Origin of the sequence: Sphingomonas sp. Leaf34, from assembly GCF_001421805.1 — a bacterium.
Classification (GTDB): domain Bacteria; phylum Pseudomonadota; class Alphaproteobacteria; order Sphingomonadales; family Sphingomonadaceae; genus Sphingomonas.
Genome location: NZ_LMLC01000005.1, coordinates 371,990 through 393,592 on the forward strand (window position 1 = coordinate 371,990; position 21,603 = coordinate 393,592).

23 protein-coding genes are annotated in these 21,603 nt (G+C 66.3%); 9 read left to right on the forward strand and 14 right to left on the reverse strand.

The features are described 5' to 3' along the window. Positions 1–58: 58 nt before the first annotated feature. The gene (locus tag ASF00_RS16100; protein WP_082463500.1) at positions 59–1,135 is read left to right on the forward strand and encodes a mannose-1-phosphate guanylyltransferase/mannose-6-phosphate isomerase; all 1,077 of its coding nucleotides are present in this window, start codon (positions 59–61) and stop codon (positions 1,133–1,135) included. Positions 1,136–1,569: 434 nt separating this feature from the next. Further along, positions 1,570–3,381 (forward strand): DUF885 domain-containing protein, encoded by a 1,812-nt coding sequence (locus ASF00_RS16105; RefSeq protein ID WP_055881644.1) that lies wholly within the window; start codon positions 1,570–1,572, stop codon positions 3,379–3,381. Between the two features lie 145 nt (positions 3,382–3,526). Here ASF00_RS16105 and ASF00_RS16110 read toward each other — a convergent pair whose 3' ends face one another. After that, a complete protein-coding gene (locus ASF00_RS16110) occupies positions 3,527–5,839 on the reverse strand; it encodes a glycoside hydrolase family 3 C-terminal domain-containing protein (protein ID WP_055881648.1) in 2,313 nt (770 codons plus the stop codon). 267 nt (positions 5,840–6,106) lie between these two features. Here ASF00_RS16110 and ASF00_RS16115 point away from each other — a divergent pair, with 267 nt between their 5' ends. Then, positions 6,107–6,619 carry a MucR family transcriptional regulator gene (locus ASF00_RS16115; RefSeq protein ID WP_055882386.1) on the forward strand — a complete coding sequence of 171 codons (513 nt, stop codon included), beginning with the start codon at positions 6,107–6,109 and terminating at the stop codon, positions 6,617–6,619. 87 nt (positions 6,620–6,706) lie between these two features. On the opposite strand, the gene ASF00_RS16120 is transcribed toward ASF00_RS16115, so the two are convergent. From ASF00_RS16120 to ASF00_RS16180, 13 genes are all read right to left on the reverse strand, one after another. Continuing rightward, entirely contained in the window at positions 6,707–7,612 is a 906-nt protein-coding gene (locus ASF00_RS16120) for a flagellar motor protein MotB (RefSeq protein ID WP_055881652.1), read from the reverse strand. 4 nt (positions 7,613–7,616) lie between these two features. Further along, the gene (gene motA, locus ASF00_RS16125; RefSeq protein WP_055881656.1) at positions 7,617–8,480 is read right to left on the reverse strand and encodes a flagellar motor stator protein MotA; all 864 of its coding nucleotides are present in this window, start codon (positions 8,478–8,480) and stop codon (positions 7,617–7,619) included. A gap of 110 nt (positions 8,481–8,590) precedes the next feature. Next, positions 8,591–9,517, reverse strand: coding sequence for a flagellin N-terminal helical domain-containing protein (locus ASF00_RS16130; RefSeq protein WP_055881659.1), 927 nt, complete (start codon positions 9,515–9,517; stop codon positions 8,591–8,593). Positions 9,518–9,522: 5 nt separating this feature from the next. Beyond that, a complete protein-coding gene (gene flgK, locus ASF00_RS16135) occupies positions 9,523–10,869 on the reverse strand; it encodes a flagellar hook-associated protein FlgK (protein WP_055881663.1) in 1,347 nt (448 codons plus the stop codon). Beyond that, positions 10,866–11,189, reverse strand: coding sequence for a rod-binding protein (locus ASF00_RS18625; protein WP_055881665.1), 324 nt, complete (start codon positions 11,187–11,189; stop codon positions 10,866–10,868). Before ASF00_RS18625 ends, flgK begins: the two co-directional genes overlap by 4 nt. Further along, positions 11,186–12,346 (reverse strand): flagellar basal body P-ring protein FlgI, encoded by a 1,161-nt coding sequence (locus ASF00_RS16145; protein WP_055881667.1) that lies wholly within the window; start codon positions 12,344–12,346, stop codon positions 11,186–11,188. The genes ASF00_RS18625 and ASF00_RS16145 overlap by 4 nt, the downstream gene beginning before the upstream one ends. A gap of 74 nt (positions 12,347–12,420) precedes the next feature. Then, positions 12,421–13,152 carry a flagellar basal body L-ring protein FlgH gene (locus tag ASF00_RS16150; RefSeq protein ID WP_055881670.1) on the reverse strand — a complete coding sequence of 244 codons (732 nt, stop codon included), beginning with the start codon at positions 13,150–13,152 and terminating at the stop codon, positions 12,421–12,423. 14 nt (positions 13,153–13,166) lie between these two features. After that, positions 13,167–13,955: a flagellar basal-body rod protein FlgG gene (gene flgG, locus ASF00_RS16155; protein ID WP_055881672.1), complete on the reverse strand. Its 789-nt coding sequence runs from the start codon at positions 13,953–13,955 to the stop codon at positions 13,167–13,169. A 13-nt stretch (positions 13,956–13,968) separates the two neighbouring features. After that, entirely contained in the window at positions 13,969–14,721 is a 753-nt protein-coding gene (locus ASF00_RS16160; RefSeq protein ID WP_055881674.1) for a flagellar basal body rod protein FlgF, read from the reverse strand. A 25-nt stretch (positions 14,722–14,746) separates the two neighbouring features. Beyond that, positions 14,747–16,015, reverse strand: coding sequence for a flagellar hook protein FlgE (locus ASF00_RS16165; protein WP_055881675.1), 1,269 nt, complete (start codon positions 16,013–16,015; stop codon positions 14,747–14,749). A gap of 28 nt (positions 16,016–16,043) precedes the next feature. Beyond that, a complete protein-coding gene (locus ASF00_RS16170; protein WP_055881677.1) occupies positions 16,044–16,724 on the reverse strand; it encodes a flagellar hook assembly protein FlgD in 681 nt (226 codons plus the stop codon). Between the two features lie 2 nt (positions 16,725–16,726). Then, a complete protein-coding gene (flgC, locus tag ASF00_RS16175) occupies positions 16,727–17,137 on the reverse strand; it encodes a flagellar basal body rod protein FlgC (RefSeq protein ID WP_055881682.1) in 411 nt (136 codons plus the stop codon). A gap of 1 nt (position 17,138) precedes the next feature. Then, positions 17,139–17,477, reverse strand: a complete 339-nt coding sequence (locus ASF00_RS16180) for a flagellar basal body rod protein FlgB (RefSeq protein ID WP_268795231.1) — start codon at positions 17,475–17,477, stop codon at positions 17,139–17,141. A gap of 661 nt (positions 17,478–18,138) precedes the next feature. Between ASF00_RS16180 and ASF00_RS16185 the strand changes: the two genes are divergently transcribed. The 6 genes from ASF00_RS16185 (at position 18,139) to ASF00_RS16210 (ending at position 21,601) form a co-directional block, all read left to right on the forward strand. Continuing rightward, positions 18,139–18,813: a motility protein A gene (locus ASF00_RS16185; RefSeq protein WP_082463502.1), complete on the forward strand. Its 675-nt coding sequence runs from the start codon at positions 18,139–18,141 to the stop codon at positions 18,811–18,813. Further along, on the forward strand, positions 18,810–19,346 hold the full coding sequence (locus ASF00_RS16190; RefSeq protein ID WP_055881687.1) for a hypothetical protein: 537 nt from the start codon (positions 18,810–18,812) through the stop codon (positions 19,344–19,346). Before ASF00_RS16185 ends, ASF00_RS16190 begins: the two co-directional genes overlap by 4 nt. After that, a complete protein-coding gene (locus tag ASF00_RS16195; protein WP_055881690.1) occupies positions 19,343–19,837 on the forward strand; it encodes a flagella basal body P-ring formation protein FlgA in 495 nt (164 codons plus the stop codon). The genes ASF00_RS16190 and ASF00_RS16195 overlap by 4 nt, the downstream gene beginning before the upstream one ends. Before the next feature lie 84 nt (positions 19,838–19,921). Next, complete coding sequence (gene flgM / locus ASF00_RS16200; RefSeq protein ID WP_055881692.1) at positions 19,922–20,239, forward strand: flagellar biosynthesis anti-sigma factor FlgM; 318 nt, start codon at positions 19,922–19,924, stop codon at positions 20,237–20,239. Then, on the forward strand, positions 20,226–20,543 hold the full coding sequence (locus ASF00_RS16205) for a hypothetical protein (RefSeq protein WP_055881695.1): 318 nt from the start codon (positions 20,226–20,228) through the stop codon (positions 20,541–20,543). The genes flgM and ASF00_RS16205 overlap by 14 nt, the downstream gene beginning before the upstream one ends. A 200-nt stretch (positions 20,544–20,743) precedes the next feature. Beyond that, the gene (locus tag ASF00_RS16210; protein ID WP_055881699.1) at positions 20,744–21,601 is read left to right on the forward strand and encodes a hypothetical protein; all 858 of its coding nucleotides are present in this window, start codon (positions 20,744–20,746) and stop codon (positions 21,599–21,601) included. The last annotated feature ends 2 nt before the right edge of the window (positions 21,602–21,603 follow it).

The window sequence follows — 21,603 nt, forward strand, 5'->3', positions numbered from 1 at the left end:
CATTCGTCGATTGCAGAGCGGCGTCTGGCGCTATAGCGACACGGCTTCAGGAGGATGCATGACCGCACGTAAGATAATTCCCGTAATACTTTCAGGCGGTTCCGGCACCAGACTCTGGCCGATGTCGCGCCCCGAAATGCCCAAGCAGATGCTCGCGCTGACCGCGGACGAAACAATGCTCCAACTGACCGCCTCGCGCGCGACCGGCGGACGCTTCGTTGCGCCGATCGTGGTCGCCAATGCGCGTCACGCCGATCTGGTCGAGCAGCAACTCGCCGCGGCGGGGGCGACCCCGCAAGCCCTGATCCTCGAACCCGCCGGTCGTAACACCGCGCCGGCGATCGCGCTCGCCGCGATCGCCGCCGGCGGCGGTGGCGACGCACTTCTCGTAATGCCATCCGACCACGTCATCGGCGACGTTGCCGCCTTTCATGCCGCGATCGAGGCAGCGATGCCGCTCGTCACGCAGGGTTGGCTCGTCACCTTCGGGATCGCGCCCGACGCACCCGAGACCGGCTATGGCTGGATACAGATCGGCGACGAGTTGCAGCCCGGCGTCAACCGCGTCGCGCGGTTCGTCGAGAAGCCCCCGCTCGACAAAGCGCAGTCGATGCTGGCGAGCGGCGATCATGCCTGGAACGGCGGAATCTTCCTGTTCCAAGCGGACGCCTATCTCGAGGCGCTCGCGCAGTTCGATCCGGGCATCCTGACCGCGACGCAGGAGGCGATGGACAAGGCGCATACCGAGGGCATGCGGATCTACCCGGACGCGGCTGCCTTTGCCGCCTCACCCGATGATTCGATCGACTATGCGGTGATGGAAAAGGCGGATCGTGTAGCGGTCGTACCGGTCGCGATGGGCTGGAACGACGTTGGCAGCTGGGATGCGCTTCACGCGATCAGCGACACGGACGGCGATGGCAACGCGCATCGCAGCCACGGCGACGGCAACGTGCTCGCAATCGATACGAAGAACTGCTTCGTCCGCAGCGATGGCGTCCGCGTCTCGTTGGTCGGCGTCGAGGACCTGATCGTGGTGGCAAGCGGCAACGATGTGCTCATCATGCCACGCGGTCGCAGCCAGGAAGTGAAGAAACTGATCGAGGCGATGAAGACCGCTGCCCCGACGGGTTGAGAGAGCACTCCGAGGTCGGTCCGGCTGTCCACCGGGCCGATCGGCTTATCGTGTCTTGCGCGTCTTCGGCACCTGCGACAACCGCGTCAAAAGCGTCGGGATATCCTCGGTGATCATCGTATCGGTCGGGGTCTGCCAAGACGAGCGCAGCGTTTCGCCGACAGTGTGCAACCGTGCGCCAGCGTCACGCCTGGATGTCTCGTTTCGCACGTCTACCTCACCTACGCATACATCCGACGACGTCCCAAGGGGTTGAGGATGACGCCGGTTCTCGGCTCAAACCGCCGATATCCGTGCTTGTTCCAGCGGTTTCGCGCCGCCCCCCTGTTCTGCGCCGATTCCGGTCGCGGACGCGTCGAACGCCAATTCGCGAAGCGCTGGCGATTTCTACAACGATCGGTCTAGATGCGCGAACGTTACCGGGAGAGTGGGTTATGGATCGTCGTCAGTTCCTCGCATCGGGAGGCGTGGCCGCACTTGCCGCCACGTTGCCGTCGTCGGCATTTGCGCAATCGAGCGGCGATACGGCGCTCAACGCGGACTTCGAACGGATCTTCCAGCGCAGCGTGGCGCGATCGCCGGAACTCGCAACATCGCTTGGCCTCGACAAGGGGCCGCGCGCGCCGCTGAAAAGCCTGCTCTCGCCGCGCACCGCCGAGAAGCGCGCGAGCGACCTCGCCGATACCAAGGCGGGCCTTGCCGCGCTTGCGCATTATGATGGCGCCAACCTGTCGCCAGCGGCCAAGCTGAATCTCGAAGTGGTGCGCTATTCGCTGACCACGCAAATCGCCGCGCCAGAGAAGTTCGGCATGGACAGCCCGATCCGCCCCTACCGAATTTTCCAGCAGGGCGGCGCCTATTTCCAGGTCCCCGACTTCCTCAACACCGCGCACACGATCACCGCGACCCCCGATGCCGAAGCGTATCTGGCGCGGCTCGACCAGTTCGGCACCGTGCTCGACCAGGAAAGCGCGATGCAGCAGGCCGAGGCGGCGCGCGGCCTGCTCGCACCGGGCTGGTCGCTCGACCTGACGCTCGGCCAGATGCGCAAGCTGCGGGGCCAGCCGGCGGCGACGTCGAGCATCGTCCAGTCGCTCGTCAAGCGTGCCGCGGCCAAGGGCCTCACCGGCGACTGGCAGGCGCGCGCGACGGCGATCGTCGACCAGAAGGTCTATCCCGCGCTCGACCGCCAGATCGCGCTGATGGAGAAGCTGAAACCGACGACCAAGCCCGGCGACGGCATCTGGCGCGTGCCGAACGGCGACGCGATCTATGCGATGGCGCTGAACCAGGCGACGACCACGACGATGAGCCCCGACGAGGTCCACCGCATCGGTCTGGCGCAGGTCGCCGAGATCACCGCGCAGCTCGACACGATCCTGAAGTCGCAGGGCTATTCGACCGGCACCGTCGGCGAGCGGCTCGCCAAGCTGAACGTCATGCCCGATCAGCTCTATGCGAACACCGCAGCGGGCCGGACCGAGCTGATCGGCGGGCTGAACGACGGCATCAAGGCGATGTACGCCAAGCTGCCCCAGGCGTTTTCGCAAGTTCCGACACAGCCGCTCGAGATTCGTGCGGTGCCGGTCGAGATCGAGGACGGCGCGGCCAACGGCTATTACAACCGCGCCTCGCTCGATGGCAGCCGCCCGGCGATCTACTTCGTCAATCTGAAGGACGTCGGCGACTGGCCGAAATACACGCTGCCGTCGCTGACCTATCACGAAGGCGTGCCCGGGCATCACCTGCAGATCAGCCTGGCGCAGGAATCGAAGGACATTCCGACGCTGCGCAAGATCGGCTTCTTCTCGGCCTATTCGGAAGGCTGGGCGCTGTATGCGGAGCAGCTGGCGGACGAGCTGGGCGCCTATGCGTCGCCGCTCGAACGCGCAGGCTATCTCCAGTCCTTCCTGTTCCGCGCAACCCGACTGGTGGTCGATACCGGCATCCATGCCAAGCGGTGGAGCCGCGAGAAGGCGACCGACTATATGGTCGCGACGACCGGCTTCGCACGGCCACGGACGCAGCGTGAGGTGGAGCGCTATTGCACGCAGGCCGGGCAGGCCTGCAGCTACAAGGTCGGCCACATGGCGTGGACGCGCGCACGGGTGAAGGCGAAGGCCGCACTCGGCGACCGGTTCGACCTCAAGCAGTTCCACGACATCCTCAAGGAAGGCGCGATGCCGCTCACGATCCTCGAACGCCGCGTGGACGAGCGGATCGCCGCGTTGAAGACGCGGGGGTAAATCAAGCGCGCCAATCCTCCCCCGCCAGGGGGAGGTGGCACCGAAGGTGACGGAGGGGGGCGGACACGAAACGGCGGTCGCCCTCTCCTCCCCTTCCGTCTGGCAAGCGCCAGCCACCTCCCCCTGGCGGGGGAGGATGAGTGGGTTACTTGCCGGTGCGATCTAGCGTCTGCGCGGCGATCTGCACCTTTACCGTCTGCACGACATCCGCCGCCGACGTCGCCAGCATCACGCTGTATTCGCCGCCTGCGATACGCCACCCGCCGCTCGCCACGTCGAACGTCGCGAGCAGGCGTGGATCGATCGTGACCGATACGGTCTGCTCGGTGCCCGGTGCGAGATCGACCTTGCGGAACGCGCCCAGCCGCTTCGGCGATTCCCAGCCCGCGCCCGACACATAGACCTGCGCGACCGCCTTGCCTTGCACGGCGCCGGTGTTCTTCACGTTGAACCCGGCCTTGATGCCCTTCCCATCCGCTGCGGCGGTCAGCCCGCTCATCGCGAAGCTGGTGTAGGAGAGCCCGTAGCCGAACGGGAACAGCGGCTTGGCGCCGGTCTTGTCGAACCATTTATAGCCGACGGCCGCACCCTCGATGTCGTAATTGCCCATCGGGTGCGAATCGCGGTCGAGCTTGGGATCGCCCTCCAGCACCGGCCGCGGCGTCTGCGCGAGCGATGCGGGGAAGGTGGCGGGCAGATGACCCGACGGATTGACCGCGCCGGTCAGCACGCGCGCGATCGCCTCGCCGCCTGCCGTGCCCGGATACCACGCCTCCAGCACCGCGCCGACCTTGCCCAGCCACGGCATGACCACCGGGCCGCCGGTCTCGAGGACCACGACGGTCTTCTTGTTCGCGCGCGCGACCGCATCGATCAGCGCGTTCTGGCCATCGGGCAGGTTGAGATCGGGCACGTCGATCGACTCGCCGGTCCACTGCTCGCCGAACACGACGACGACGTCCGCCGTGCGCGCCGCCGCAGCTGCGGCCTTCACGTCCTTGCCGTCGAGATAGGTGACGGTCGCGCCGGTCCGCGCCTGCAACGCCTTCATCGGCGACGAGGCGTGATAGGTCTTGGGGCCGGGGAACCCGCTCGGGAACGCGTCCGGCACGACGAGGCCGTTGGTCGGCGCGTTGTGCGAATAGACCTGGCTCGAGCCGCCGCCCGACAGCACGCCGACATCGGCATGCGCGCCGATCAGCAGGATCGACTTGGCGGTCTTGGCGATCGGCAACAGCCCGGCGGTGGTCTTGAGCAGGACGATGCCCTCCTCGGCATCGGCGCGCGTGACGGCGGCGTGCGCCGCATAGTCGATCTTGGTCGCCTGGTCGCCGGTCACGACCGTGTCGAACGCGCCGACCGAGACCATGCCCCACAGCACGCGCCGCGCCATGTCGGTCGCGCGCGCCTCGCTGACATGGCCGTTGTTGACCGCCTCGCGCAGCGCATCGGCGAAGTAGGCGGAGCGATCGAACGCCCAGCCCGATTGCTGGTCGAGCCCGGCATTGGCCGCCTCGCTGGTCGAATGCGTCGCGCCCCAATCGGACATGACATAGCCCTTGAAGCCCCAGTCGCGCTTGAGGACTTTATTCAGCAGCCAGTCGTTCTCGCACGCATAATGGCCGTTCACGCGGTTGTACGCGCACATCACCGAGCCGGGCTGGCCCACTTCGTTGGCGATCTCGAACGCGAGCAGGTCGGACTGGCGCGCGGCCTGTTCGCCGATCCTGTGATCAATGTTGTTGCGGTTCGTCTCCTGTCCGTTGAACGCGTAATGCTTCATCGTCGACACGACATGCTGCGACTGGATCCCCTTGATCTCGTGGCCGGTGATGACGCCCGCCAGCAACGGATCCTCGCCGCCATATTCGAAATTGCGTCCGTTGCGCGGTTCGCGCGTCAGGTTCATCCCGCCGGCGAGCTGGACGTTGAAGCCCGACAGGAACGCCTCCCGGCCAATCATCGCGCCGCCTGCCTGTGCGAGCTCGGGGTTCCAGGTCGCCGCGGTCGCGATCCCCGACGGCAGCGAGGTGCGTAGGCGCGGCGTCGGGCCGCGCTGGCTGGCGACGCCGACGCCGGCATCGGTCTGCCACTGGTTGGGGATGCCCAGCCGCGGGATACCGGGGACGATCCCGGCCGAGGCGGCCAGACCGTCCTTGGGATAGACCCAGTTCTTGATCGGCGTCTTCAGCCAGTCGGCGCTGGTCGCGAAGTAACCGAAGGTGAGCTGCAGCTTCTCGTCGAGCGTCATCTGCTTGAGCAGCAGGTCGACACGCGCGTCCGCACTCAGACTCGTATCCATCCATGGCCGCGCCTGGGGCGCCTGGGTCCGCGCTGCCGCGGCGGCGGGCGCGTTGTTGGTCGTCTGCGCCACTGCCGGAGACAGCGCGGCAAGGATCAGCACCGCCGAGCCCGCAAGACGTCGTCCGATAGGTGCCTTGGTGCCGGATGCGATCATGAACGTCTTCTTTCTTGCTGCAGTCTGCGCTCGGATACGCGGTGCCGCCGTCGTCGCCTAGAGGCTGGCGACGATCATGCTGCACTGGTGGTTCGATGAGACGATTCATCACCCAATATTTAACGTATAGCAATGACCATGATCTTTGCTCCATGGATCAGAGTATTTCTGTGCACGATTTTACAAAGTTTGCATCCTAAATCCCCGGAAGATGGTTGAACCCAGTGTCCGACGTTGTTACGGCGTAGCCAGCCAATGGAGCTTGAAATGACTGAAGATGCTACCGACCTCAATGCCATCGAACTCGCCACCGAACTGACCATTGCCTGGCTCGGAAATCCCAATACGCGCAGCTCGGCCGATGACGTGCCTGCCTTTCTGGGCAAGATGCATGATACCGTCGCCGCATTGCTAAGCGCTACCACGGAACCCGAACCGGTCGAAGCACCCACTGAATATACGCCCGCCGTGTCGGTGCGGAAGTCGCTGGCGTCGAAGGATCACATCATTTCGATGATCGACGGAAAGTCGTACAAGACTTTGCGCCGTCACCTCGCGACGCACGGTATGACGCCCGCTGAGTACCGCGAACGCTATGGCCTGAAGCCCGATTATCCGATGGTCGCCGAGAATTATTCCGAGAGCCGTCGCGCCATGGCGAAGAAGATCGGGCTGGGTCGCAAGCCCGGTGCCCGCAAGACCGATGGTCCCGCCGCCACCGCCGCCGCCGCGCCTGCCGCGACGACGCGCAAGCGCAAGACCGAGACCGCCGCGGCCTGATCCGCGGCGCCGTCTATGGCACGAAAAAGACCGGCGTCTCGCGACGCCGGTCTTTTTGTCGATCTGAGGGTGGGCTGACGGGGTGCGTTACTTGCCGAACGTTCCTCGCCGATAAAGCAGCGTGATCGCGACGCGGCGGTTACGCGGATCGGCCGGGTCGTTGATGATCAGCGGTTCGCGGTCGGCAACACCCTCGATCCGCTCAAAGCTTCGCTCGGGGGTGCCCCCCGCCAGCAGGCGACGGCGGGTCGCCTCGGCACGACCGGACGAGAGCATCCAGTTGTTCATCGCGCGCGGGTCGCCGTAAGGCACGCTGTCGGTGTGGCCACGGATCATGATCGGGTTCTGCATCCCCCGGACCGATCCCGCGATCATTCCGATCAGCGCCGCCGCCTCCGGATCGAGCGCGGTGGTACCGCTGGCAAACATCGAGTAATTGGCGTCGTCGACCAGGTCGATCCGCATCCCGTCCTGCGTCGGCACGAAGCGGACATGGCTTTGCAACCGCGACATTCGCGCATTGCCAGACATTTCACCGAGCACGCGCCGACGCAACGCCTGAAAGTTCTTCTGGTCTTCCTTCGTCATCGCGGTGCGGTTCTTCAGCGAGCCCTTGGAACCGGTGCCAGCGGACGGTCCACCCAGCCCGGCATCGGGAATCGCGAGCTGCGCCATGCTGGTCTGGCCGGGTTTGGGACCGATGCGATTCTTGTCGAGGATCGATTCGCCGCCGAACAGCCCGCCGCCGCCGATCCCGAGCGAGCGCGTGTTGAGGATGGTCGGTGCGAAGTAATCGGCGATGCCCTTGCGCTGTTTCTCGGTGGTCGCGCCGACGATCCACAGCAACAGGAAGAACGCCATCATCGCGGTCACGAAATCGGCATAGGCAACCTTCCACGCGCCGCCATGATGGCCGCCATGCCCCTCAATATAGATCTTCTTGACGATGATCTTCGGCGGCTGGTTGGTGCCGTGCGGCGCGCGTGCGGCCACCGGATTACTTCCCTCTCAGCCCGTCGAAGACTTCGGCGAAGCCCGGCTGGTTCTTGTGCGCGATCCCCGAGCGCGCGGCCTCGATCACCAGCGGCTGCGGGTGCCCGTGCAGCGAGGCGATAATGATCTGCTTGACGACGATGTAGATCGACGCGTCGGCGTCGAGCACCTGCTTCAGCCGGTTTGCGAGGGGGGCCACCATGCCGTACGCCAACAGCACGCCCATGAACGTGCCGACCAGCGCCGAGCCGATCATGGCGCCCAGGATCGATGGCGGCTTGTCGATCGAGCCCATCGTCTTCACCACGCCAAGCACCGCGGCGACGATGCCCAGCGCGGGCAACGCATCGGCGAGGCTGGCGAGCGTGCCGTGCGCGGCCTCCTCCTCGTGGTGATGCGTCTTGATCGAGTGATCCATCACCTCCTCGACCGCGTGCACGTCGAGCGTGCCCGACGATACGACGACCAGGCGCAGCGTGTCCGCGATCAGGTTGACGAGCGCATGGTCCTTCAGGAGCTTGGGATATTCGGCGAAGACCGCGGAGGACTGCGGATCCTCGACATGCGGCTCGAGCGCGATCGGACCGTCCATGCGGAGCATCTTCATCAGCTTGCTGACGAGGAAGATGACGTCGAGATAGTCCTGCTTCTTGTACTTCGGACCCTTGAAGACCTTTCCCAGGCCCGCGCCGAGGCCTTTGAGCTCCTTGCCCGAATTGCCGATGATCAGCGCGCCGGCGGCGGCGCCGCCGATGATCAGCATTTCGTGCGGGATAGCCTCCATGACGGGGCCGAGCGCACCGCCGGTGAAGGCGAATCCGCCGAACACCATGACGAGCAGAACGACGATGCCGATGACCGGAAACATGGTGTGCGAAATTCCCCCTGGGCCGACAGCGGCATTAGCGTAGCCAGAGAATTAACCGGATTTCGTAGCCAACCGGTTACCAAGGCGCCCCTGCGCGCCAATTAAATCGCTCAGCGCAGATAATCGAACAGCGACAGCGCCGAGAGCTTCGTGAAACTGGCCTGCGTCGCCGACAAAATCGTCATCGTCTTCTGCAGCTCGACGACCGTGGTGGTGATGTCGGTATCCTCGAGTCCCGACCGGGTCGCCTCGCGGTCCGCCGCGACGTCGGTGAGCCGCGCGGTTTCGAGATCGACGCGGGCGGCGCGCGCGCCGAGCGAGGCCTGCACCGTCGACACCTGATCCGACGCGGCGGCGATATCCGAGAGCGACGTGTCGAGCGCGCTCGCCTTGAAATCGTCCGACTGCAGCGCGGTCGCGATCGCCGATAGCATCGCCAGCGTGTTCGTGCCGCCCGCGATGCTTCCATCCGCCCTGGTCTTGCCGCCGACGGTAAAGACACGTGCGGCGGTTTCGTTCGCCTGGACGGTCTGGCCGTCGCCGATCGGGATTCCCGAAACCGGCTTCGCGGCGAGCGCATAGGTACCGTTGGCCGAGATCGCGACCGCGGGGGCACCATCGGCGCCGCCGAACAGGGCCTGCCCGCGTGCATCCTTGGCGTTGGCGAGGTTGGTCAGCGTCGCCACGAGGCCTGCGATCTGCTCGCCGATCGCCTTGCGGTTCGCCGCGTTCAGCGTCCCGGTCTTGGCCTGCGTCACCAGTTCGGTCGCGCTCTGAAGCTGGTCGGTGATCGCGGTAAGGCTGGTATCGCCCTGTTTCAGCACCGATTCGGCGGTGCCGAGATTGGCGACATAGGCCTTGTCGGCGACGGCATCGCGCTTGAGCCCGGCAAGCCGCTGATACGCCGCACTGTCCGACGACGGCGCCGCGAGCTTGGTGCCGGTCGAGATCTGGCTCTGCAACGCCTCCGCCTTCGCGCCGAGGGCGTTGATCGACGTCGACGAGCGATCATAGAAAAGGCTGGTGGCGACCTGCATGCGCGTTACCGTAGATCGAGGATGGTCTGGAGCGTGTCGCGCGCAGTCTGGATCACGCGGCTCGACGCCTGATAGGCCTGCTGGAAGCGCAGCAGGTCGACCGCTTCGCTATCGAGATCGACGCCCGACGAGGCCGCAAGCGCGCCGACCGCGCCGTCGCGGATCGCGCCCTGCGCATCGGCGACCACCTTGCGCTGTTCGAGCGCCGCGGCGTTGCCGGCGATCAGCGTCGTCGTGCGCGCCTCAAAGCCGCCGCTGGTGCGGACCGCCTGCAACGCGGAAAGATTGGCCGCATCGCGCTTGCCGCCGGTCGCGCTCGCCGCCGCGATCCCGCGTCCGTCCGTGAGTGCAACCGAGATATCGGTCGGCGTGGTCCCGGTCGCGAAGAGCGCCGCGCCGGCATTGCCGTCAAGATCCCGGCCCTGCGCCTGTACCGCGTTGATCCGGCTCGCGAAGTCGGTGGCGATCGCGTTGAGCGATCCTCGCGCCGCGGCGATCCGCTGCGCGCCCTCGGCGAACCCGGCCAGCGCACCGCCGGTCGGCGACAGCGCGGAAGTGACAGCCCCGCTAGTGACCGCGAACTGCATCGCGCCCTCGTCGTTGCGCGCAACGGACGCCTGCCCGCTGTCCCCACCCGCGACGAACACCGAACCCGCAGCACCGCCGAACCGGACGGTCGTCCGCCCAAGATCGTCGAACGACGTATTGATGTCGGTGATCGTGCTCATCTGTTCGAGCATCTGGTCGCGCTGATCGGCGAGCTGCGCCGCGGTCGAGGATCCCGGCGACGTGCGGGCGATGCCGTCGTTGATCCTGGCAAGCGCCGTGCCGAGCGCATTGAGCGACTGGACCGCCTGCGTCGCGGTCGTATCCAGATCGGACGCGGCGGTATCGAGCGAGCGACCGGTCGCGGTGAACGCGGCCGCGGCGGTGGCGGCAGATGCGAGCATCACCGCACGCGCCGGTTCAGAGGTCGGATCGGCGGCTAGTTTTTGCGCCGAGGTGAAGAAGCTGGTCAGACGATCGCCGAGCTGGTTGTCGCCCAGCGCCGTCTCGATCCGGTTCATCCAGGTGACGCCGGCCTCGGTCTTCGCCAGATCGGTGCCTGCCGAGCGGACTGCCTGCGACCGGTATGCGTCGGCGCTGCGACCTATCCCCGCGATGGTGACGCCGCTGCTGCTGACCGAACTCCGCGCGTTGAGCCCACCGCCGACCGACGACACTTCGGACAGAGTCGTCGTCCGCCGGGTATAGCCCGCAGTGCCGGTGTTCGCGATGTTCTCCGACACCGTGGACAGCGCGGTCTGGTACGCACGCACGCCCGAGGCGCCGATCGAAAGGAGATCGCTCATGGCGGCGAGTCTGCCGCGCCCTGGTTAAGATCGGATTGAGATTTCGCGAGAAAATCGGTCATCGCCTTGCCGATGCCGAGCGGCGTGTGCTCGGCCATCGACTTGGCGATCAACCCGTCCTGCATGTCGGTGAAGGTGTCGATCGCCTTCGAATCGAACAGCGGATCGGCGAGTTTGGCCTGACGCATGCTCTTCAGCATCATGCCGGTGAAGACAGCCTCGAACTTCTGACCTGCCTTTTCGAGATTGTCCTTCGACTGGAGGCGGCTCGTGTCGCTCGAGATGCCGGTCGTGGGGGCGGGCGCGTCGAGCGGGCTCACAGGACGATCAGCTCGGCCTTGAGCGCGCCGGCTTCCTTGAGCGCCTCGAGGATCGCGACCAGATCGGCCGGCGAGGCGCCAATCGCGTTGACCGCCTTGACGATGTCGGCGAGCTTGGGGCCGGGCGCGAGCAGGAACATCGGGCGACGCTCCTCCTCGACCGCGACCGCGCTGTTCGGCGTGACGAGGGTCTGGCCGCCGCTGAACGGCGCGGGCTGGCTGACCTGCGGCTTCTCGTCGATCCGCACCGTCATCTTGCCGTGCGTGATCGCCGCCGGGCCGACGCGGACCGCCGAGTTGATGACGACGGTGCCGGTGCGGGCGTTGACGATCACCTTGGCCGACGGTTCGGCGGAGACAACATCGAGATTCTCGATCGTCGACATCAGCGTGGCGCGGACGTCGGCGCCGACCGGCGCGCGCACCGCGACGGAGACGGCGTCGATCGCCTGCGCGCTGCCCAGGCCGAGTTTCGAGTTGATCGCGCCGGCGACGTTCTGCGCGGTGGTGAAGTCGGCGCGCGCGAGATTGAAGGTGAGCGTCGGCGCGCTGTCGAACCCGGTTGCGACCGCGCGTTCGACGGTGGCCCCCTCGGGGATGCGCCCGGTCGAGGGCACGTTGACGACGATCTTCGACCCGTCTGCGCCTTCCGCGCCGAGCCCGCCGACCGCGAGGTTGCCCTGCGCCATCGCGTAGATCTGGTTGTCGGCCCCCAGCAGCGGGGTCATGATCAGGCTGCCGCCGCGCAGCGACTTGGCCTTCCCCATCGACGCGACGGTGATGTCGAGCCGCTGGCCGGGCTTGGCGAACGGCGGCAGCTCGGCGGTGATCATCACGACCGCCGCGTTCTTCATGCCCGGGTTCGCGGACGGCGGCAGCTGCAGGCCGAAGCGCGAGGCGACGGCTTTCAGCGACTGTACGGTATATTCGAGATTGTCGTCGCCCGTGCCGGGCAGGCCGACGACGATGCCGTAGCCGGTCAACTGGTTCGATCGGATACCCTGGAACCCGCCAAGGTCCTTGATGCGGTCGGCGGAGGCCGGCGCGGCGATCAGGAGCGATGCCAGCGCGAGGACAAGCCACCCTGCCGTTCGTGTCGAGTAGCGACCAAGCGTGTCGAGAGCTCGTATCGCGATACAGGCCCCTCGATACGCCATCTCGACAAGCTCGATGGCTACCGGGGACGAACGGAATTTTGAGCAGAATGTGCGCGCGCGCATGAGCATTACCATCAAAACGGGCTGACGACGGAGAAGAAGCGGCTGAGCCACCCCTGGCGGCCAGCGCGGGCGACGTCGCCCTTGCCGGTGTACGAGATCTGCGCGTCGGCGACGCGCGTCGACAGCACGCGGTTGTCGCGGTCGACATCGGCGGTGCGGACGAGGCCCTTGATCTTGAGGAATTCATCGCCGCGGTTCAGTGTGACGCGCTTCTGGCCCTGCACCAGCATCGTGCCGTTCGGATAAACCTCGGCGACGGTGACGCTGACTTCGCCCGACAGCGAGTTCGCCTGGTCGGCGGCACCGGTGCCGTTGAAGGTGCGCCCGCCGCTGAGCGTCGCATCGGTCTTGTTGAACAGGTTGAGGAACCCGGTGGTCGGCGGCGTGATCGTTCCCGAGCCATTGCTGTCGAGTTTCGAGCCCGACGACTTCGACGCGGCGGTCCGCTCAACGAGCACGATCGTCAGCGGATCGCCGACCTTGCGCGCACGCCACCCTTCATACAGGGCCGCATAGCCGTCCTGCGCCTGAAAGATCGAGCCGGTGGCCACGACCGGCACCGGCGCGACCGGCAAAGGCCGCGCGACCGAAAAATCCTCGGGCGGCGCCTTCTTGCCGAAGATGCCGGCGTCCGCCGGTTGCGGGGTCATCCCCGCGACGATCAGCGCGCCGGCGATCGCCGCCAACGTGATCTCGATCCAGTGTGCGCCGAAGCGGAACGGCGTGGGTGCCTTGGATGCCATGATGTGCCCGGAAATCAGAGGTTCTGGTTGACGTATTTGAGCATGTCGTCGGTCGCCGAGATCATCTTCGAATTGACCTCGTACGCGCGCTGCGTCTCGATCATGTCGACCAGTTCCTCGACGACGTTGACGTTCGACGCCTCGAGCATGCCCTGCTTGATCCCGCCGCGACCGTCCTGGCCCGCGACACCGACATTGGCCGCGCCGCTCGCCGCGGTCTCGACGAGATAGTTGTCGCCGGTCGCCTGAAGCCCTGCGCCGTTCGGGAAGCTCGCGACCTGGATCTGGCCGATCTGCGACGCCTCGGTCTGGCCGGGTACGGTCGCCGACACGGTGCCGTCACGGCCGATCGTGATCCCGGTCGTCCCCTCGGGCACGGTGATGCCGGGCTGCACCTGATAGCCTTCGCTGGTGACCAGCAGGCCCTCGGCGGAGCGCGAGAAATTGCCCGCGCGGGTATAGCCGAGCGTGCCGCCGGGCATCTGCACCTGAAAATAGCCGTCGCCATCGAGCGCGAGATCGAGGCTGTTGCCGGTCGTCTGCATCGCGCCCTGCGTGTCCATCCGCGCGGTGCCCTGGATGCGGACGCCGGTGCCGAGATTCAGGCCGGTCGCGTATTTGGTCTCGGCGGTGCTCTGCGTGCCCGGCGTCGTGACGGTCTGATAGGCGAGCGTCTCGAACGCCGCGCGGTCCTTCTTGAAGCCCGTGGTGTTCACGTTGGCAAGATTGTTCGAGATGACTCGCATGCGCATGTCCTGGGCGTCGAGCCCGGTGCGCGCGATATGCATGGCTGCGGATGACATTCGTCTGTTCCCTCTAGCTCGGCAGGCGCATCAGCGATGCACCGCTTTCGTCGATTTCCTTGGCGGATTTCATCATGTTGGCCTGGACTTCGTAGGACCGCTGGTTCTCGATCATGTCGACCAGCGCCTGAGTCATGTTGACGTTCGATCCCTCGACCGCACCGCCCTGGACCCTCGCGTCGAGATCCTCTGGCAACGCCCCCCCGCCGCGCACGCGCAGCAGATTGTCGAGGCCCTTGACCGTGTCTGATCCCTTGGTGTCGGCGAGCTTGAGCTTATCGATGACCTGCGGCGCGTTGGCGTCGCCGCCCTGCGGCACGATCGAGATCGTCCCGTCGCCGGCGATCGTCAGCGACTGGTAGGGCGGCAGGGTGATCGGCCCCCCCGAGCCGATCACCGGATGCCCGTCGCCGGTCTGAAGCACGCCCGACGGCGCGACCTCCAGATCGCCGCGGCGGGTATAGGCCTCGGAGCCATCCGATGCCTGCACCGCCAGCCATGCGGTGGTGCCGGTGATCGCGATGTCGAGCGGTCGCCCGGTCAGCTGGATCGCCCCGGGTGCACGGTCCGCATCGGTCACCTCTTCCGAGGTCGGCGCGCGCGCCTCGATCGTCGAGCCGTCGCCCTTCAGGTCGAGCCGGTCGAACACCACGCGATCGGCACGGAATCCGGTGGTCGACGCGTTCGCCATGTTGTTGGCGATCGCCGCCTGCGCCGCCATGTGCGCGCGCAGACCCGTCGCCGCGGTGTAGACCAGCTTGTCCATTCAGGTTCCTCCCGCTCGCTCTTGCTTAGCTGCGGATGTTGAAGATGGTTTCGGAGATCTGATTGGCAGTATCCAAGGCCTTCGAGTTCGCCTGGAAGTTGCGCTGAGCCGCGATCAGATTGACCAGCTCCTCGGTGATATCGACGTTCGACCCCTCGATCGTCCCCGACATCAGCTTGCCGAAACCGTTGGTGTCCGCCGAGCCGAGCTTTGCCTCGCCCGAAATGCCGGTCGACGACCAATAGCTGCTGCCAAGCTGCCGCAGTCCTTCGGGATTCGCGAAATTGGCCAGCATCACCTGCCCCAGCACCTGCGTGTCGCCGTTCGAGAAACTGGCATTGACCATGCCCTTCTCATCGACGGTGACGCCTTGGATCTGGCCGACCGCCTTGCCGTCCTGCGAACGCGAGGCGACGTTGAACGCACTCGACAATTGCGTCGTGCCAGCGCCGAAGGTGAAATCGATCTGCTGGGGATCGGTCGAGCTCGCGGTGGTGAACTCGTCATATTTGATGGTTGCGGCAGGCGCGGTCATCTTGCCCGTCGCATCGAACGTCATCGTCGTCCCCTTGGCGCTCTCCGTCGTCAGTTCCTTGTCGCCGACGAAGCTGCGGACCTCCCAGCTGCTGGTCGCATTGGCATCGGTCGGGGCCGAGATGCGCTTGAAATAATTCGTCAGCGTCATCGCGTTGCCCGACGCGTCATAGACGGTGGTCTGCGCGGACTGGTTGTAGCTCGACGGATCGAACCGGTCGAACGTCGCCGTCGGCGGGACGGCCGAGTTCGCGTTGAGGTTCACCGTCATCGTGACCGCCTTGGTAGGGACCGGCGTACCGCTCGTCTCGGGCAGGCGCAGACTGAGCGCGGAATCGACGCCGGTCGCAACCACGGTGCCCGAGCCATCGACCGGGAACACCTGAAGATGCGACCCCTGCTTATCGACCACGTAGCGGTTGGAATCGACCAGGAAGCCACCGTTGCGCGTGTAGTTGACGGTCGCCGACTCCGCGTTCGGCTTGACCGCGAAGAAACCGTCGCCCGACACGGCGAGATCAAGGCTGTTCGACGACTGGATCAGATTGCCTTGCGAGAATTGCTGGCGGTTGGCCTTGACGACCGCACCCGAACCGATCTGCTGCGACGGCGCCTGCGACACGCTCGACGCGATCACGTCGGCGAATTCGGTGCGACTCTTCTTGAAGCCGTTGGTCGCGACGTTCGCAAGGTTGTGCGAGATCGTCGACATTTCGGTCTGGGATGCCTGCAGACCGGAGAGCGAGGTGTAGAAGGACATGGCGGTTTAGCTCCTGGAAACTCTGGGGTCAGCCGATCTGGCGGATGGCCGTGGCGGGGATTTCGCCAAGGCCGGAAAGCGTGAGGATGGCAGCGCCGGTGGTGGTCGACACCGACTGGACGGGCGCCCAGACCAGGCCCGTCGCGGCGACCGTGGTGCCGGCGTTCTGCGCGGCAACCGCGACCGTGAACGGGCCGCTGCCCGCGTCCGCACCTGCGCTGTCCTTGCCGTCCCAGTCGTAGCCGATCGTGCCCTTGGCCTGCTTGCCGAGCGACATGGTCTTCAGGACCGCGCCGTTCGCGTCGCTGATCGTGACGTTGACGTCGGTCGCGGCACCAGCCAGCTCGACCGACCCGGCGATGCCACCGGCCGCGCGGCCGTAGGCGGTGCCGCCCGCGGTCAGGACGGTCTTGCCGACATAGCCCATCGCTTCGCTGGTGCTGGTGACGCCCAGCTTGTCGGCGATCGCCTTCATCGTCGAGTTCATCTCGGAGATGCCCGAGGTGGTCGAGATCTGTGCCATCTGCGCGACCATCTGGGTGTTGTCGACCGGGTTGAACGGGTCCTGGTTCTGCATCTGCGCGGTCATCAGCTTCAGGAAGTCGGACTGGCCGAGCGCGCTGGACGACTTGGTCGTGGTCGCCGCCGCGGCCGACGAGGAACGCGTGATGCCGAGGTTGGACAGTGTGGTGTCGAAGGAGGTTGCCATGATCAGCGGCCTAGCTTGAGGGTATCAATGATGAGCGACTTGGCCGTGTTCATCACTTCGATGTTGTTCTGGTAGTTGCGTGCGGTCTCCATCATGTCGACCATCTCGCGGGTTTCATCGACCGCCGCCTCGAAGATGTTGCCATCCTTGTCGGCCATCGGATTGTCGGGATCGTAGCGCTTGGTCGGCGCATCGCCCGCGGTGACGACGCGTTCGACATCGACCGTCGACATGCCGCTCAGCCGGTCGAAGCTGGTACGGAACACCGGCTTCATCGTCTTGTAGGCGGTCTCTGCCGAACCGGTGGTACCGCCGGCATTGGCGAGGTTCGACGCGGTCGTGTTCATCCGGACGAGCTGCGCGGACATCGCGCGGCCGGCCACCTGGAAAATCGTCATGGGCTGACCGGACATCTTATTCCCCCTTCAGCGCGCGCGTGATCTGGCCGATCCGCCCGTTCAGGAACGACAAGGTCGTCTGATACTGGACGGCGTTCTCGGCGAAGGCGGTCTGCTCCTGGCTCAGCTCGACGGTGTTGCCATCCATCGAGGTCTGCGTCGGGATACGGTATTTCGTGGCGCCGCCGGTGCCGCCGTCATGCTCGACCGACGCGAGCGCCGACTGGAAATCGATGTCACGCGCCTTGAAGCCGGGCGTCGAGGCGTTGGCGATGTTCGACGCCAGCACACCCATGCGTTGCGAGCGCACCTCGAGTGCTGCCCCATGAACTCCAAAAAGCGTGTCGCCTGACACAAGCCCGTCTCCTGGCGCACCCATTGCGCAACCGGACATAAGCAATGGCTGTGCCAGTTTGCGCGGCAAGGGCGGGGGACGGTCGTTTGCCGGGTGGCGGCAGGTGGGCGGCAAGGCGAACGGCAAGCGATTGCCGGTGCGGTGGGGGTGAGCGGCAATCGGGTTGCCGGCTGGCTGGTTCAGGGTGGCAAACCGGCCTGGGGGCACTCGCTGTCACGATGTGTCCCTGCGAAGGCGAGGATCCAGACTGGGCTCCCGCCTTCGCGGGAGAACAAGGAGACGAAGGGTGTCGCTGCTCCCATCCACCACTCTGGCGGAGGCCGGAGCTCGGTTGGAAAGTTGGCAGTAACGAAGCGCAGCCTCAGTTGGCGACGTCCCCCAATTGGGCCCCGGCCTCCGCCGGGGTGGTGCTTGTGGGCATCGCTCATGCGCGAGACGCTTGCGCTACCCAATCCGTCACCCCGCACCTGTTCCGATGTGTCCTCGCGAAGGCGGGGACCCAGGCTGGGCTCCCGCCTTCGCGGGAGAACATGGGGCGGGGGGTTTCGCTGGTCATGTCCAACAACCCGGCGGAGGCCGGGGTGGCGCGGATAGGGTACGCTCGTATCCGGAGCGGCTAACCCCGCGCGATCTGGCCCATCCCTTGCATCACCCCCCGCACATGATCACGCTCGCCCAATTCCTCGACCCTGCAGCGCTCGCCATCGTCGGTGGTGGTACGATGCTGGCCGTCGTCCTCCGCACGCCGTTGCGCGATCTCGGCCGCGCCTTCGCGGCGATGACGACGCTCGGCCGCGGCCGGTTCGACGCCGACCCGCTCCTCCTCCAGATCACCGCGCTCGCCCGTATCGCCAGGCGCCACGGCGTGATGGCACTCGATCGCTCGGTCATCACCGATGCCGACGTCGCCGCCGGGATCGCTGCGATCGTCGACGGGGCCTCCGCAACGGACGTCGCAACGCTCGTCCAGCACCGCCGTCGCGCTCGCATCGAGCGTCACGTCGCCGCCGCCGACGTCTGGGCGGGTGCCGCCGAAATCGCACCGGCGATGGGGATGGTCGGCACGCTGATCGGCCTTGCGCAGATGTTCGCGACGATGAGCGATCCCGGCGCGATCGGCGGCGCGATGGCGGTCGCGTTGCTCGCAACGCTCTATGGTGCGCTGCTCGCGAACCTGCTCTTCATGCCGATTGCCAACCGGCTGCGCACGCAAGGGCGCAACGAAGCCTTCGAGCGCGCGCGGATCGAAGCCCCGCTCGTGGCGCTCGCCGAACGCGAGACGCCGCGCGGTTATGGCGCGCCTGTTACGCCACCGACGCTGGCAACCGTCGCGTGAACGCCAGCGAATATCCCGACGCGCCGACCGGCAAGCCACTCTGGCTCATCACGCTCGCCGACCTCGCTCTGCTGCTGGTCGGCTTCCTCGTTCTCCTCCAGGCGACCCAGCATATCGGCGGCGCCGGTCTGTCGAAACGGGATCTCGCCAACGGTATTCGCGAAGGCTTTGGCGCAAACGATACCGAACCTGCGCCGATGCCCGTCGCCGCCGCTGGCGTCCTCGATTTCGCAGCCGGCTCGGCGATCCTGCCGACGACGCCCGGCGCGCTCGTCGCCTGGGCCCGCGAAGCCGCGCGTGATCCGCGCGTGATGCTCACCGTCACCGGCTCCACCGACGGCACGCCCGCGGATGTCGACCGGGTCACCGGTAGCCGCGCAGTCCTTGCCGCCGACCGTGCGCGTACCGTCGCCGCCGCGCTCGCCGCTGTTGCCCCCTCTCGCGTTGCAATCGTCACCGCCACCAAACCCGGCCGTCGCGCCGCCATCGTCTCCGTCGCCTTTGTCGGCGACCCGCTTAGGACAACCCCATGATCCTTCCGTTCCTGCTCATGGCCGCGAGCTTCCAGGATACCGCCACGCTCGACGCCTCGGTAGCCGCCTTTACTGGCCGCCCGACCGGCGCGGAGGGTGGCGCGCGCGCGCCGGTGGACGCGCGGTTGCGGCTCGCGACCTGCCCGACCGTGTCGCTCTCGTGGCGCACCGAACAGCATGATGCGGTGGTCGTATCGTGCGCTGGGCCCGCCTGGCGGATCTTCGTTCCCGTCATCCGGCCGGCAAACGCCCCGGCCGCGATCGGCCCTGCATTCGTCCCCGTGATCAAGGCGGCACCGGTCGTCAAGCGTGGCGATCCGATCGTCATCGAGGCGGGAACCGAAGGGTTTTCGATCAGCCGTGAAGGCGTCGCGATGGGCGATGCCCCCCCTGGCGGCCGCTTCATGGTCAAGGTCGACGACACACGCACACCGGTCCAGGCAATCGCGGTCGAGGCGGGGCGCGCGACGCTTCCGGGCTGGTCGAACTAATTTCAGGCCAAAAATTAATTTTGCTAAAGGTTTTCGACGTGCGGCCGTTTCTCCTGATGTCAGCGCAAATTAGAGGATGCGGACATGGTGGACCCGATCGGCGCGAAGCCGTCTGTAGCAGGAGATCGCTCCGTTGCGCGCATCGCCGCCGCGACGCCGGCAATGGTCGTGCAAACGCCCGTAAAGACGCCTGCCCAGGCGCAGCCCCAGGCGGCGCCCCCGGCATTGCCCGAGTCGATCGCGCTCGTGAAATCGATGGCGTCGTCGCCGCCGGTCAACGCGTCGCGCGTCGCCGAGATCAAGAAGGCGATTGCCAGCGGCACCTTTCCGATCCTTCCCGCGACCATCGCCGATCGGCTGATGGCGCTCAGCCTGGCCTGGAATTCCAATGAAACGGCGTGATGCCCTAATCCGCGTTATCGACGCGTTGCACGCCGAGATCGCCGCGCTCAAATCGAACGACGTCGCCAGCCTCGAGCGCGCGACCGCGGACAAGCTTGCCGGGATCGAACAGGTCGCGTTGCTGGGCACCGGCCCTGCGGGCACCGAGATCCGCGAGCTCGCGGACGAGGCGAACCGGCTCAACGAGACGTGCCGCATCTATACCAACCTGATGGCGGCAAATGTTCGCCGCCGCCTGCAAACGCTGACCGGCGACGGTGCCGTTGCCGGCTATCGGCCGGGTCTGCGCGCCGCCTACGCCTGACTTTCGCGGACGAGACCTCCCCACCCTCGTCGTCCCAACGCAGGCGGTGAACCGTATACTCCGGCGTACCCAATTCTATCGCACCGGCAGCCAATATGCCTTCCCGCCTTCGCGGGAATGACGATTGGCGGTTGAGCATACTCCAAAACTGGCACGCCCCTTGCTGAGTAATCCCTGAACCAGGGGCACCACATACGGGCATGACCGTCAATTCCATCACTCCCGGCCGGATCCAGTCCGCGATCGCGCTTGCGAGCAGCAAGACCGGCGTGGATTTCGACTATCTGCTCGGCCAAGCAAAGCTCGAAAGCGGGCTCAACGCCAACGCGCGCGCCGGCACGTCGAGCGCCTCCGGCCTCTACCAGTTCATCGAGCAGAGCTGGCTGTCGGTCGTCAAGAAGCATGGCGCTGAGCACGGGCTCGGCTGGGCTGCGAACAGCATCGGCCAGTCCTCGAGCGGCCGCCTGTCGGTCGGCGACGCCGGTACCAAGGCGGCGATCCTTGCGCTGCGCAACGATCCCAACGCCGCCTCGCTGATGGCGGCCGAATATGCGTCGGACAACAAGGCGTCGCTTGAGGGCACGCTGAACCGTCCAGCGTCGGGCACCGACCTCTATATGGCGCATTTCATGGGTCTTGGCGGTGCGACAAAGTTTCTCAAGACGATGCAGGCCAACCCCAAGGCGAGCGGCGCGGCGTTGTTCCCCGCCGCGGCGCGCGCGAACCACAACGTCTTCTACGATAAGAACAATCAGCCGCGCACGCTGTCGGCGATCTACGACCGGTTCGCCGACAAGCTCGGCGGCGCGGCAGCGGGCGCGAGTTCGACCGCGAGCGCCACCAGCTACGCCGCGCAGGCGATCGACATGGACGGCAGCACGGTCATCACCGGCTCGAACGAAAGCGCGGACGATGCGCTCGCTTGGGCACAATCCGCCATGGGTTCGGCAATGGGCCGCTTCTCCGGCAAGACAACGCAGGCGGCGGTCAACGTGCTGCGGCCGACGCCCGACACCGCGCGGCTCGCCTATATGATGCTCGCACGGCTCGGCGGCTAAGC

Bases quoted from the DNA above. Each gene is read 5' to 3' on its own strand.
- ASF00_RS16105 (WP_055881644.1), top strand. From the start codon at position 1,570: ATGGATCGTCGTCAGTTCCTCGCATCGGGAGGCGTGGCCGCACTTGCC.
- flgM (WP_055881692.1), top strand. From the start codon at position 19,922: ATGGTGGACCCGATCGGCGCGAAGCCGTCTGTAGCAGGAGATCGCTCC.
- ASF00_RS16160 (WP_055881674.1), bottom strand. From the start codon at position 14,721: ATGGACAAGCTGGTCTACACCGCGGCGACGGGTCTGCGCGCGCACATG.
- ASF00_RS16110 (WP_055881648.1), bottom strand. From the start codon at position 5,839: ATGATCGCATCCGGCACCAAGGCACCTATCGGACGACGTCTTGCGGGC.
- ASF00_RS16185 (WP_082463502.1), top strand. From the start codon at position 18,139: ATGATCACGCTCGCCCAATTCCTCGACCCTGCAGCGCTCGCCATCGTC.
- ASF00_RS16210 (WP_055881699.1), top strand. From the start codon at position 20,744: ATGACCGTCAATTCCATCACTCCCGGCCGGATCCAGTCCGCGATCGCG.
- ASF00_RS16205 (WP_055881695.1), top strand. From the start codon at position 20,226: ATGAAACGGCGTGATGCCCTAATCCGCGTTATCGACGCGTTGCACGCC.
- ASF00_RS16100 (WP_082463500.1), top strand. From the start codon at position 59: ATGACCGCACGTAAGATAATTCCCGTAATACTTTCAGGCGGTTCCGGC.
- ASF00_RS16150 (WP_055881670.1), bottom strand. From the start codon at position 13,152: ATGGCATCCAAGGCACCCACGCCGTTCCGCTTCGGCGCACACTGGATC.
- flgK (WP_055881663.1), bottom strand. From the start codon at position 10,869: ATGAGCGATCTCCTTTCGATCGGCGCCTCGGGCGTGCGTGCGTACCAG.
- flgC (WP_055881682.1), bottom strand. From the start codon at position 17,137: ATGTCCGGTCAGCCCATGACGATTTTCCAGGTGGCCGGCCGCGCGATG.
- ASF00_RS16145 (WP_055881667.1), bottom strand. From the start codon at position 12,346: ATGGCGTATCGAGGGGCCTGTATCGCGATACGAGCTCTCGACACGCTT.
- motA (WP_055881656.1), bottom strand. From the start codon at position 8,480: ATGTTTCCGGTCATCGGCATCGTCGTTCTGCTCGTCATGGTGTTCGGC.
- ASF00_RS16115 (WP_055882386.1), top strand. From the start codon at position 6,107: ATGACTGAAGATGCTACCGACCTCAATGCCATCGAACTCGCCACCGAA.
- ASF00_RS16170 (WP_055881677.1), bottom strand. From the start codon at position 16,724: ATGGCAACCTCCTTCGACACCACACTGTCCAACCTCGGCATCACGCGT.
- ASF00_RS16130 (WP_055881659.1), bottom strand. From the start codon at position 9,517: ATGCAGGTCGCCACCAGCCTTTTCTATGATCGCTCGTCGACGTCGATC.
- ASF00_RS16165 (WP_055881675.1), bottom strand. From the start codon at position 16,015: ATGTCCTTCTACACCTCGCTCTCCGGTCTGCAGGCATCCCAGACCGAA.
- ASF00_RS16195 (WP_055881690.1), top strand. From the start codon at position 19,343: ATGATCCTTCCGTTCCTGCTCATGGCCGCGAGCTTCCAGGATACCGCC.
- flgG (WP_055881672.1), bottom strand. From the start codon at position 13,955: ATGTCATCCGCAGCCATGCATATCGCGCGCACCGGGCTCGACGCCCAG.